Raw genomic sequence first — 11,962 nt, forward strand, 5'->3', positions numbered from 1 at the left:
TACGGCTGTGGGGTACACCCGGGGCAAGGTCGGCCCCGGCACGGGCGCCTGCGGTTAGCGTCGCGGTATGACGATGACTTGGGAAGAGCTGGGATGGGAGCGGGTCGCGGCCGGGGTGGGCCGGTGCCGGCTGCCGGGCTGGGACTGCACGGTGGGGCTGGTCGTCGGGGCGGGCGCGGCACTGGTGATCGACGCCGGATCGACGCTGGCGGAGGGGGCGCTGCTGCGGGCGCAGGCCGAGGAGCTCGCCGGCGGGCGTGTGACTCATCTCGCGCTCACACACCCCCATTTCGACCATGTGCTGGGGGCGGCGGCGTTCGCCGGCGCGGAGGTGTTCGGGGCGGTGGGCATCGACTCCGTGACGGCCGGCGAGCTGCGGGAGGACGCGGTCCGGCAGGGGGTGGACGAGGCGGCGGCGACGGAGGCCGCGGACACGCTCGTGCGGCCCCGCCACTTCGTCTCCGGGGAGTGGACGCTCGACCTGGGCGAGGGCCGTCAGGTCCTGCTGGCGAACGTGGGCCCCGCGCACTCCGCCCACGATCTGGTGGTCCTCGTCCCGGGTGCGGAGGCCGGCGAGCCCGAGACGGTCTTCTGCGGCGATCTGGTCGAGGAGTCCGGTGATCCGCAGGCCGGCCCGGACGCGGTGCCGTCGCGCTGGCCCGCCGCCCTCGACCGGCTCCTCGACCTCGGCGGCGAGGACGCGCGGTACGTGCCCGGTCACGGGGCCGTGGCGGACGCGGCGTTCGTGCGGGCGCAGCGGGACGCGCTCGCGGAGCGATTCGGCGTGTCGCCGTAATCCCGTTCCGGGGATTCTCCTATCGTCATCCGAATGCGCCAGTACTCCGCCGACCTGACCCCTCCCTGGAAGAAGCCGACGCCGGTTCCCGAGGTCGCGGCGGAGCCCGGCCTGGTGGTGGAGGAGCCCGGCACCGGTTTCTGCGGCGCGGTGATCCGCTGCGAGGCGGGCACGGTGACCCTGGAGGACCGCTTCGGCAAGCACCGGGTGTTCCCGCTGGAGCCGCGCGGTTTCCTCCTGGAGGGCAGGGTGGTGACCCTGGTGCGACCCGCCGCGGGTCCCGCACGTCCCGCCCGCACCGCCTCGGGTTCGGTCGCCGTCCCCGGTGCCCGCGCGCGGGTCGCCCGCGCCGGCCGGATCTACGTCGAGGGCCGGCACGACGCCGAGCTGGTCGAGAAGGTGTGGGGCGACGACCTGCGCGTCGAGGGCGTGGTCGTGGAGTACCTGGAGGGGGTCGACGACCTGCCGTCGATCGTCGCCGAGTTCGGCCCCGGCCCGGACGCGAAGCTGGGCGTCCTGGTGGACCACCTGGTGCCGGGGACGAAGGAGTGGCGCATCGCGCAGGCGGTGACCAGCGAGCACGCGCTGGTCGTCGGCCACCCGTACATCGACATCTGGGAGGCCGTGAAACCGGCGTCCCTGGGGATCGCGGGGTGGCCCCGGGTCCCGCACGGCCAGGACTGGAAGACGGGCGTGTGCCGGGCACTGGGCTGGCCGTCGGAGAACACCGGGGCGGTGTGGCAGGCGATCCTGAAGCGGGTCGGCTCCTACAAGGACCTGGAGCCGGAGTTGCTGGGCCGCGTGGAGGAACTGATCGACTTCGTCACGGACGGCGGGGCCTGACGTCCGTCCGCACGGGCTCCGCCGTGCCGTGCAGGGGCCCCGGGGTGATCAGTCCACGAGATCCCGCACCACCGCGTCCGCCAGCAGACGGCCGCGCAGCGTGAGCACCGCGCGTCCCTCGTCGTACGGTCCGCCTTCCAGCAGCCCCTCCCCCAGCGCCCGGCGGGACGCCGTGAGCCCGGCCGGCCGGAGCAGGTCGAGCGGCGCCCCCTCGCGCAGCCGCAGCTCCAGCAGGATGCGCTCCACCCGGCGGTCCTCGTCGGACAGCAGCTCCCGGCCCGCGCCCGGGGAGCGGCCCGCCGCCAGCGCCGCCGCGTACGCCCCCGGATGCTTGACGTTCCACCAGCGCACCCCGCCGACGTGCGAGTGCGCGCCCGGCCCGGCGCCCCACCAGTCGGCGCCGCGCCAGTACAGCTCGTTGTGCAGGCAGCGCGCCGCCCGCGACGTGGCCCAGTTGGAGACCTCGTACCAGTCGAAGCCCGCCGCCGACAGCACCTCGTCCGCGATCAGATAGCGGTCGGCGTGCACGTCGTCGTCGGTCATCGGGACCTCGCCGCGGCGGATCCGGCGGGCCAGTTGCGTGCCCTCCTCGACGATCAGGGCGTACGCGCTGACGTGGTCGGGTCCGGCGCCCAGGGCCGCCTCCAGCGAGGCCCGCCAGTCGTCGTCCGACTCCCCCGGGGTGCCGTAGATCAGGTCCAGGTTGACGTGGTCGAAGCCCGCCGCCCGCGCCTCCGCCACACACCGCTCGGGCCGGCCGGGCGTGTGGGTGCGGTCGAGGACCTTCAGCACGTGCTGCCGCGCGCTCTGCATGCCGAACGAGACCCGGTTGAAGCCGCCCTCGCGCAGGGCCGTCAGATAGGCGGGGTCGACGGACTCCGGGTTGGCCTCCGTCGTCACCTCGGCGTCCGCCGCGAGGCCGAACTCCTCGCGGACCGCGCCCAGCATCCGTACCAGGTCGGACGCGGCCAGCAGGGTCGGCGTGCCACCGCCGACGAAGACCGTGCGGACCTCGCGCGGGTCGTCGCCGAGGACCTTGCGAGCCAGCCTGATCTCGTCGATCAGGGTGTCCGCGTAGTTGTCGCGGGAGGCGAGGACTCCGCCGGTGCCGCGCAGCTCGGTCGCGGTGTAGGTGTTGAAGTCGCAGTACCCGCAGCGGGTCGCGCAGTACGGAACGTGCAGGTAGAACCCGAGAGGGCGGTCGGCGGCGCCGGCGAGCGCGGACGCCGGGAGCGCGCCGTCGCCGGGAACCGGCTCGCCGTCGGGGAGTGCGGAAGGCATACGGCCCATTGTCCCGCACGTCCGCACCGCCCCTCGTCGGCCCGCTTCGCCGCTGCCTCGACCCGCTTCGCCGCGTCGGCTCTCGTCGGCACGCGCCCTCGCCCGCGCCGCGCCCTCGGCACCGGCCCGGGACCGCGGCAAAGCCGGGCCTCCGTCAGCCCAGCAGCTCGGCCCCCAGCGGACGGCCCGGACCGGCGCCCGGCAGGACGTACGCCACCGCCGAGCCCCGCGCCTGGGTGAACGCGGCCAGGTCGTCCTGTGCGGCCATACGGCGCTGGACCCGGGCGAACAGCGCCGGGTCCCGCATGAAGGCGAGGAACAGCAGGCCCTGGTCGGTGGGGCCGTCTGCGTAGGAGTAGCTGCGGCGCAGCATGCGGGCGCCGTCGTCGAGGCGGGGGCTCGCGGCGCGCACGTGCGAACGCGGCGGCGTGGTGTACCGGCCCTGAGCGTCCTTGGCGAGCGGGTCGACGTCGTCGTGCTCCGAGCCGCCGTCGAGCGGGGCGCCGGTCGCGCGGCGGCGGCCGACGATCTCCTCCTGGCGGTGCACGGCGAGCCGCGCGAAGTCCTCGACGCGCAGGTGGACGCGCCGGACGACGAGGTAGGTCGCGTCGCCCGCCCACACCCAGCGCTCGCACTCCTCGGCGGTGGGATTGGCGCTGCCGTTCTTGAATCCGAGAAGGTCGCGCGGGGTGCCGCCGCCGTCCGGGGAGGGCGGCAGAAAGCCCCCCTGACGCCAGCGGGGGCTCAGCGCGTCCCCCGCCAGCCGGGTCAGGGTGGCCGCGGTGGCCTCGGCGGCGTCGGCCGAGTCGGCGCACAACTGCACCAGCACGTCGCCGTCGCAGCGGGCGGGGTCGAGCCGGTCGCCGGGGAAGGAGGGCAGGTCGCGCAGGGCATCGGGGGCGCGCAGGCCGAGGCGGTCGGGCAGCCGGGGTCCGACGCCGAGCGTGGCCGTGAGACGGGCCACGCGGCCACCGCCGGCCTCCTGGGCCTCCCCGGTGTCCCCGGTGTCCCCGTTCTGCTGGGTCTCCGCGGTCTCCTGGGTCTCCGCAAGGGCGCGAGTCCACCTCTCGAGCACCGCCTTCAGCTCCCGCGCGCCCGCCGTACCGCGCAGGGCTGGATCGAGGTCGTACGCCAGGATCAGCGCGGTGGCCTGTTGCGGGGTCGTCACCCCGGCTTGGCGGCGGCGCGCCGCGTGGGCTCCGGGCCCGGGCGCGCCCGCCGGCGGACGGGCCTCGCGGGTGCACGCGGTCGCGGTCAGCCCGATTCCCGCGCCGGCGATCAGGACGCTGCGGCGGGTGGGCGTGTCATCTACGGCATTCTTCGCCTTCGGCACAAAACTGGACCATACATGCGCGGAGTGCGCCCGGACCGCGTCCCTCGCCGCCCGGCCCGTGGCCTTCGCGGCACCGCCACCGACCCGCCACGCCACCCGGTCCGCCGCCCCGCAGCTCCGTCGCGGCGGCGGTCGGGCGGTGTCGCCGGACCGCCGTCGGCGTCCTCGCCGCCTCACCGGCTCCTACGCCGCCGTACCGGCTCCTTCGCCGCTTCGACGCCCGACGGCGCTGTGCGGACCGCTACTCCGCCTGGAGCACCAGCAGGGCGAGGTCGTCGTCCGGCGGCTCCTCGCCGAACTCGTGCACCAGGTGCCGGATCCGCTCCGCGATCAGCTCCGCGTCCAGTCCGGCGCAGCCCGCCAGCGCCGTCGCGAGACCGTCCTCGTCGTCGAACTGGCGCGGTCCCGAGCGCCGTTCCGTCACGCCGTCGGTGACGCACAGCAGGCTGTCGCCGGGGCGCAGTTCCAGGCTGTCGCAGGTGTAGACGACATCCTCGACGACACCGAGAAGGGTCTGCGGGCGTCCGGCGGTGGCGACCGCGCCGTCCGGACCGAGCAGCAGCGGCAGCGGATGCCCGGCGGAGGCGAGGGTGCAGCGGATGCCGCCCTCGAAGGGCGCCAGCTCGCCGTACAGGAGCGACAGGAAGCGGGTCTGCGGGCCGTCTCCGGGCCCGGCGGGGCCGACGAAGGCGCGGGCGGCGGCGTCGGCGGCCTCGGTCGCGTCGTCGAGGAGGAGCTGGTTGAGGCGGTCCAGGACGTCGGCGACGCCGTAGCCCTCACGGGCCAGCAGCCGCAGCCAGGGCCGGGCCAGGCCGATGACGACGGCCGCCTCCGGGCCCTTCCCCTGGACGTCCCCCACGGCGAAGCACCAGCGGCCGTCGCCGGCCGGGAACAGGTCGTAGAAGTCGCCGCTTGGCCCGCCCTGCTCGCGCGGCTCGTAGACGAGGGCGCTGCACACGCCGGGGATCTGGGCGACCGCGCCGGGCAGCAGCCCGCGCTGCAGCACGGCGCTGATGGTGGCCTGGCGGGCGTACTGACGGGCCGCCCCGATGGCGAGCGCCACCCGGCGGCCGAGATCCTCCACGAGCCCGGTGACCTCGTCGGGGAAGACGCCCGGTCCGGCCCGTCCGAGGACCAGGGTGCCCAGGGGCCGGCCGCCTGCGATCAGCCGGTAGGCGAGCGAGGCGCCGTGCGGGCCGAGCGCCGTCGCGGGCCAGGGATAGGGCTCCGGTCCCGAGCGGGGGCCGCCGTCGGGCGGGCACGGCGGGTCCTTCTCCAGGGCGCGGCGCAGCTCCTCGATGCGGTTCTCGCTGCCGTGCCAGACCCGGGCCAGCCGCGGCCCCGGCCCGCCGGTCCAGTCGCCGCGGCCGCTGACCTCGTCCTCCAGCCACACGGCGCACCAGTCGGCGAGCCGCGGCACCAGCAGCTGGCCGGTCAGCGCGGCGACGAGGTCCTCGTCGAGCTGGCCGGCGAGCAGGTCGGACGCCTCGGCAAGGAAGGAGAGGGCCCCGCGGTTGAGCCAGTTGGGATCGCCCCGGCCGTTGGACTCCGGTTCGGGCGCGAAGGCGTCGAGGAGGCCGGTGAAGTCGGCGTGGCCGTAGCCATAGCCGTGACCGTGGCCGTCGTCGTGGTCGTCGTCGTGGTCATGGTGGGGACTGTGATCGCCGACGTGACCGTGGCCGTCGTCGCACTCGGGGCCGAGGACGCCGTCGGCATCGCCGGTACGGCCCACCCCGTCGCCGGGCAGGCCCACTTCCTCGGCGGCCGGGGCCGCGCCGACGCCCGCGAAGCCCGGCTCGGCGGACTCGGCGGCCGGCAGCAGCCGCGCCCAGACCGTCTTCGCCCCCCTGCGGTACGTCACGCCCCAGGCGTCCGCCAGCGTGGCGACCAGGCGCAGGCCACGGCCGTGCTCCGGCGTGCCCTGGAGCGGGTCGGGAGCGTGGTCGCGCGGGGTGCGGGAGGGGTGCCGGTCACAGACCTCCACGACGACCGCGAGGCCGCCGTCGGACGGTCCGGACTCCGCCTCCAGCCGGCACACCAGCTCGACCTCGGTGCCGGCGTGGACCACGGCGTTCGTGACCAGCTCGCTGACGACGAGTATCGCGTCCTCGGCGAGGCGCTCGCGCAGCTTCACGGCGCCGGGCAGACCGGTCCCGGCCCACTCCGACAGGGCGGCGCGGACCAGATCGCGGGCGGTTCCGGGCGCGAGGGAGCTGCCGGCCAGGATCGCGCGCGTGTGCGAGAGCCCACTCGCACGCGCGGGCGCGCCGCCGGCCCGGGAGAAGGTCTCCCGTTGCGTCGGAATGGCTCCCATGCGCAGCTCCCCGGACGGTCGAATTGCACCATCAGGGTGACAGACCGGTTCCGTCCATGAGCGCTGGGTCACCGAAGTGGGCCGTCCGGGGCGAGAAGCGTGCTATGCGAGGGCACGCGCGTGCCCGATGACGCCCGATGACGCACCGTTGAGGGGCGGAATCCGACCATCCGGACTCCGCCCCTCCGATTCGCGCCGGGGTACCGCCGACCGGGATCCGCGCCACCCCCGTGCCTCGTGCCCCGCGCGACGCCGGAGCTACGCCCGCTCTACGCCTCGCGCGATCCGGCGTACATCTCGTCGATGAGGTGCTTGTACTCCCGCTCCACGACCGGCCGCTTGAGCTTCAGGCTCGGCGTGATCTCGCCGTGCTCGACGTCCAGGTCGCGGGGCAGCAGCCGGAACTTCTTGATGGTCTGCCAGCGCTGGAGGCCCTCGTTGAGCTGCTTGACGTAGCCGTCGATGAGCTCCACGGTGACGGGCGCGGCCACGACCTCGGCGTACGACTTTCCGGCCAGCCCGTTGTCCTTCGCCCAGTCGAGCAGGGACGGCTCGTCGAGGGCGATGAGCGCGGTGCAGAAGTTCCGGTCGGCGCCGTGCACGAGGATGTTGGAGACGTACGGGCAGACCGCCTTGAACTGGCCCTCGACCTCGGCGGGCGCGATGTACTTGCCGCCGGACGTCTTGATGAGGTCCTTCTTGCGGTCGGTGATCCGCAGGTACCCGTCGGGCGACAGCTCGCCGATGTCGCCGGTGTGGAACCAGCCGTCCGCCTCCAGGACCTCGGCGGTCTTCTCGGGGAGCCCGTGATAGCCCTCCATGATGCCGGGGCCGCGCAGCAGGATCTCGCCGTCGTCGGCGATCCGCACCTCGGTGCCGGGCAGCGGCTTGCCGACCGTGCCGGTGCGGTAGGCCTCGCCGGGGTTCACGAAGGAGGCGGCGGAGGACTCCGTCAGGCCGTAACCCTCGAGGATGTGGATGCCGGCGCCGGCGAAGAAGTAACCGATCTCCGGCGCGAGGGCCGCCGACCCCGAGACACAGGCGCGCAGGTTGCCGCCGAAGGCCTCACGGATCTTGGCGAAGACGAGCGCGTCGGCGACCTTGTGCCTGGCGCCGAGTCCGAAGGGGACGGACGCGCTGCCGGTGCGCCGGAAGTTGTCCTGGGCGGCCTTGGCGTACTCGCGGGAGACCTCGGCGGCCCACTGGAAGATCTTGTACTTGGCCCCCCCGCCCGCGCGGGCCTTGGCGGCGACGCCGTTGTAGACCTTCTCGAAGATGCGCGGCACGGCGGCCATGTACGTAGGCCGGACCACCGGCAGGTTCTCGATGATCTTGTCCACGCGGCCGTCGACGGCCGTGACGTGCCCGACCTCGATCTGGCCGGAGGTGAGCACCTTGCCGAAGACGTGCGCGAGCGGCAGCCACAGGTACTGCACGTCGTCCGGTCCGACCAGGCCGGTCGCCGCGATCGCCTTCGCCATGTACGACCAGTTGTCGTGCGGCAGACGCACGCCCTTGGGACGGCCGGTGGTGCCGGAGGTGTAGATGAGGGTGGCGAGCTGGTCGGAGGTGATCGCGGCGACCCGCTCCTTGATCAGCCCGGCCTCCTTCTCCAGCCGGGCCGCGCCGCGCTTCTCCAGCTCGTCCAGGGTGAGAATCCAGTCGGCGGTCTCCACGCCGGCCGGGTCGATCACGACCACATGGGTGAGGTCGGGCAGCTCGGCGCGCTTCTCGACCGCCTTGGCGAGCTGGGCCGCGTCCTCGGCGATCAGCACCCGGCTCTCGGAGTCCGAGAGGATGAACGCCGACTCGTCGGCGTTGGTCTGCGGGTAGACGGTGGTCGTGGCGGCCCCGGCGCACATGATGCCGAGGTCGGCGAGGATCCACTCGAGGCGTGTGGAGCAGGCGAGCGCGACGCGCTGCTCGGGCTGCACGCCGAGTTCGATGAGCCCGGCCGCGATCGCGTAGACCCGCTCGGCGGCCTGCGCCCAGCTCAGCGCCTTCCAGGCGTCGGGGCCCTCGCCGGACGCGGCGGGCACCGGATGGCGGTACGCCTCCGCGTCGGGCGTGGCCGCCACGCGCTCCAGGAAGAGGCCCGCGACCGACGGCGGACGGTTCTCGATCAGTGTCTGTGTGTCGCTCACGACATCCTCCGGGGCCCGCGACGGTGCGGCGGCTGGCTCGTTGCGGCGTCGTTCGACGCGCGGCTGCTGTTGACGGCGGCTCTTGTTGACGACGGCTGTGCTGACGACGGCTGTGCTGACGACGGCTGTTGTTTAACTCACGAGTAACTACCGAGCAGGCATCAGAGTAAAGGGCGACTGGCCAGCGCGTAAGGGGCTCCGGGCGGTCACTTTCTCCTGAGTACAGCCAAAGGGCCCGTCGCGCGACAGCACGACGGGCCCCGGGTACGCCCTGAACACCGGCCCTGAGGCGCGGCTACTTCTTGCCCTTGCCGGATCCCGCGCTGTCGTCGCTGCTCAGGACGGCGATGAAGGCCTCCTGCGGAACCTCCACGGAACCCACCATCTTCATCCGCTTCTTGCCTTCCTTCTGCTTCTCCAGCAGCTTGCGCTTACGGGAGATGTCGCCGCCGTAGCACTTGGCGAGGACGTCCTTGCGGATGGCGCGGATGGTCTCGCGGGCGATGACCCGGGAGCCGACGGCCGCCTGGATCGGCACCTCGAAGGCCTGCCGCGGGATGAGCTCGCGCAGCTTGGCGACGAGCCGCACACCGTAGGCGTACGCGGCGTCCTTGTGGGTGACCGCCGAGAAGGCGTCCACCTTGTCGCCGTGCAGCAGGATGTCCACCTTGACCAGGCTGGAGGCCTGCTCGCCGGTGGGCTCGTAATCCAGTGACGCGTAACCGCGCGTCTTGGACTTCAGCTGGTCGAAGAAGTCGAAGACGATCTCCGCGAGCGGGAGCGTGTAACGGATCTCGACCCGGTCCTCGGAGAGGTAGTCCATGCCGAGCAGGGTGCCGCGCCGGGTCTGGCACAGCTCCATGATCGACCCGATGAACTCGGAGGGCGCGAGGATCGTGGCGCGTACGACGGGCTCGTAGACGTCGCTGATCTTCCCCTCGGGGAACTCGCTCGGGTTGGTGACCGTGTGCTCGCTGCCGTCCTCCATCACCACGCGGTAGACCACGTTCGGCGCGGTGGCGATGAGGTCGAGCCCGAACTCGCGCTCCAGCCGCTCGCGGATCACGTCGAGGTGCAGCAGGCCGAGGAAGCCGACACGGAATCCGAAGCCGAGGGCGGCGGACGTCTCCGGCTCGTAGACCAGCGCGGCATCGTTGAGCTGGAGCTTGTCGAGCGCGTCGCGCAGCTCCGGGTAGTCCGAGCCGTCGAGGGGGTACAGGCCCGAGAACACCATCGGCTTGGGGTCCTTGTACCCGCCGAGGGCCTCGGTCGCGCCCTTGTGCAGGGTGGTGATGGTGTCACCGACCTTGGACTGACGGACGTCCTTCACGCCGGTGATCAGATAGCCGACCTCGCCGACGCCGAGGCCGTCGGCCGACTTCATCTCCGGCGCCGAGACGCCGATCTCGAGTAGCTCGTGCGTGGCGCCGGTGGACATCATCCGGATCCGCTCGCGCTTGTTGAGCTGGCCGTCGATGACACGCACGTACGTCACGACACCGCGGTAGGAGTCGTAGACCGAGTCGAAGATCATCGCGCGGGCGGGGGCGTCCTGGACGCCGACCGGAGCCGGGACGTCGGCGACGACCCGGTCCAGCAGCGCCTCGACGCCCAGACCGGTCTTGGCGGAGACCTTGAGCACGTCCTCGGGGTCGCAGCCGATGAGGTTGGCGAGCTCCTCGGAGAACTTCTCGGGCTGGGCGGCCGGCAGGTCGATCTTGTTCAGCACCGGGATGATCTTGAGGTCGTTCTCCATCGCCAGGTAGAGGTTGGCGAGAGTCTGGGCCTCGATGCCCTGGGCGGCGTCGACGAGGAGGACGGTGCCCTCACACGCGGCCAGCGACCGGGACACCTCGTACGTGAAGTCCACGTGCCCGGGGGTGTCGATCATGTTCAGGATGTGGGTGTGCCCCGGATCCTGTGTCGGGGCCCAGGGCAGGCGCACGGCCTGGGACTTGATCGTGATGCCGCGCTCACGCTCGATGTCCATGCGGTCGAGGTACTGAGCACGCATCTGCCGCTGATCGACGACTCCGGTCAGCTGGAGCATGCGGTCGGCGAGCGTGGACTTGCCGTGGTCGATGTGCGCGATGATGCAGAAGTTGCGGATCAGAGCCGGGTCGGTACGGCTCGGCTCGGGCACATTGTTAGGGGTCGCGGGCACGCAGGGTCCTGTCTCTTGAGGCGCCTTGTGCCTCGGGTCGGATCGATACGTAGGCTCCATGGTCCCACGGGTGGCGACCGGGGACCGGTTTGGGCCACTCGCACAGCCACTGGTAGTCTGGGCAGCTGTGTCTCATGCCCTCTCAGCGCGAGACACGCCCAAGAAATCACCTGGTACGAGCCCGTGCGGCTCCGTGCCTGAACCTGAAAAGGCTCATTCGTGGCGAACATCAAGTCCCAGATCAAGCGGAACAAGACCAACGAGAAGGCTCGGCTGCGCAACAAGGCCGTCAAGTCCTCCCTGAAGACCGCGATCCGCAAGGCCCGCGAGGCCGCTGCCGCGGGTGACGCCGAGAAGGCCACCGAGTACCAGCGCGCTGCCGCGCGTCAGCTCGACAAGGCCGTCTCCAAGGGCGTCATCCACAAGAACCAGGCCGCCAACAAGAAGTCGGCGCTTGCTTCCAAGGTCGAGTCCCTCAAGGGCTGAACCGCTTCACTGATCTGATCGCCGGAAAGGGACCTCAGCGGGCCCTCTCATCCGCTCCCGTCCGGCACCCCCGAGCCTGTACGCGGCCTGCGTTCGCCACGCGGGTACGGGCTCACCAGCTTGATCGGTTTTTCCCGGAGGCCCCGGCGCTCCGCCCTTCCCCAGGGCGGTGGCCGGGGCCTTCGGCATGGCTCTCACGACCAGAAGGCGTTGCTCGCGTCGATGTCCGAGATGCACTCGTCGAGATCCGTGATCTTGTCGCCGACGATCCGGAAGACGATGCACCCGTCGTCCTCGAGGTGCTTGCCGTTGCGGTCGGCGATGAAGCGGTGCGCGGCGACGGCGTGCCCACGGCCGTCGACCATCACGTTACGCAACTCGACACGCAGCGACCCGGCCGTCTCCGAGAAGAGCCTGCCGTACATGTCCATGATCGCGTCGAGGCCCTTGAAGTCCCCGGAGAGCATGTGGGATCCGGGCACGTGGTGCGTACAGTCCCCCGTCATCAACCCGCGCAGGGTGTCCATGTCTCCGCGGGTGAAGGCCTCGTATCCCTGACGCACGAGTGCCGCGTGCGGGTGTTCAGCCATGTCGATCGCCA

The 11,962-nt window shown here is 72.3% G+C and carries 9 protein-coding genes; 3 read left to right on the plus strand and 6 right to left on the minus strand.

The window, feature by feature from the left end; translation table 11 throughout:
* Window positions 1-67: 67 nt before the first annotated feature.
* Together QF032_RS13780 and QF032_RS13785 are read left to right on the plus strand one after the other, a co-directional pair.
* A complete protein-coding gene (locus tag QF032_RS13780) occupies window positions 68-796 on the plus strand; it encodes an MBL fold metallo-hydrolase (RefSeq protein ID WP_307056112.1) in 729 nt (242 codons plus the stop codon).
* A gap of 33 nt (window positions 797-829) precedes the next feature.
* Window positions 830-1,639, plus strand: coding sequence for a DUF3097 domain-containing protein (locus QF032_RS13785; RefSeq protein WP_306952348.1), 810 nt, complete (start codon window positions 830-832; stop codon window positions 1,637-1,639).
* A 48-nt stretch (window positions 1,640-1,687) separates the two neighbouring features.
* Here QF032_RS13785 and hemW read toward each other — a convergent pair whose 3' ends face one another.
* From hemW to lepA, 5 genes are all read right to left on the minus strand, one after another.
* The gene (hemW, locus tag QF032_RS13790) at window positions 1,688-2,920 is read right to left on the minus strand and encodes a radical SAM family heme chaperone HemW (protein WP_307056113.1); all 1,233 of its coding nucleotides are present in this window, start codon (window positions 2,918-2,920) and stop codon (window positions 1,688-1,690) included.
* A 154-nt stretch (window positions 2,921-3,074) separates the two neighbouring features.
* Window positions 3,075-4,253 (minus strand): Dyp-type peroxidase, encoded by a 1,179-nt coding sequence (locus QF032_RS13795; RefSeq protein WP_307056114.1) that lies wholly within the window; start codon window positions 4,251-4,253, stop codon window positions 3,075-3,077.
* Window positions 4,254-4,494: 241 nt separating this feature from the next.
* Window positions 4,495-6,567 carry a SpoIIE family protein phosphatase gene (locus QF032_RS13800; protein ID WP_307056115.1) on the minus strand — a complete coding sequence of 691 codons (2,073 nt, stop codon included), beginning with the start codon at window positions 6,565-6,567 and terminating at the stop codon, window positions 4,495-4,497.
* A gap of 269 nt (window positions 6,568-6,836) precedes the next feature.
* The gene (locus QF032_RS13805; protein WP_307056116.1) at window positions 6,837-8,711 is read right to left on the minus strand and encodes an AMP-dependent synthetase/ligase; all 1,875 of its coding nucleotides are present in this window, start codon (window positions 8,709-8,711) and stop codon (window positions 6,837-6,839) included.
* Window positions 8,712-9,006: 295 nt separating this feature from the next.
* A complete protein-coding gene (gene lepA, locus QF032_RS13810) occupies window positions 9,007-10,875 on the minus strand; it encodes a translation elongation factor 4 (protein WP_306952343.1) in 1,869 nt (622 codons plus the stop codon).
* Between the two features lie 219 nt (window positions 10,876-11,094).
* Between lepA and rpsT the strand changes: the two genes are divergently transcribed.
* The gene (gene rpsT / locus QF032_RS13815) at window positions 11,095-11,361 is read left to right on the plus strand and encodes a 30S ribosomal protein S20 (RefSeq protein ID WP_057574704.1); all 267 of its coding nucleotides are present in this window, start codon (window positions 11,095-11,097) and stop codon (window positions 11,359-11,361) included.
* A 194-nt stretch (window positions 11,362-11,555) separates the two neighbouring features.
* Here the strand turns inward: rpsT and QF032_RS13820 are convergent, their stop codons facing one another.
* Window positions 11,556-11,951 (minus strand): nuclear transport factor 2 family protein, encoded by a 396-nt coding sequence (locus QF032_RS13820; RefSeq protein WP_307042861.1) that lies wholly within the window; start codon window positions 11,949-11,951, stop codon window positions 11,556-11,558.
* Window positions 11,952-11,962: the final 11 nt, after the last annotated feature.

This window comes from Streptomyces achromogenes, from assembly GCF_030816715.1.
Lineage (GTDB): Bacteria > Actinomycetota > Actinomycetes > Streptomycetales > Streptomycetaceae > Streptomyces > Streptomyces achromogenes_A.

What these genes read in the sequence shown, in the direction of transcription:
- QF032_RS13800 (WP_307056115.1), bottom strand. Translation starts at nt 6,567, where the DNA reads ATGGGAGCCATTCCGACGCAACGGGAGACCTTCTCCCGGGCCGGCGGC.
- QF032_RS13780 (WP_307056112.1), top strand. Translation starts at nt 68, where the DNA reads ATGACGATGACTTGGGAAGAGCTGGGATGGGAGCGGGTCGCGGCCGGG.
- hemW (WP_307056113.1), bottom strand. Translation starts at nt 2,920, where the DNA reads ATGCCTTCCGCACTCCCCGACGGCGAGCCGGTTCCCGGCGACGGCGCG.
- QF032_RS13785 (WP_306952348.1), top strand. Translation starts at nt 830, where the DNA reads ATGCGCCAGTACTCCGCCGACCTGACCCCTCCCTGGAAGAAGCCGACG.
- QF032_RS13820 (WP_307042861.1), bottom strand. Translation starts at nt 11,951, where the DNA reads ATGGCTGAACACCCGCACGCGGCACTCGTGCGTCAGGGATACGAGGCC.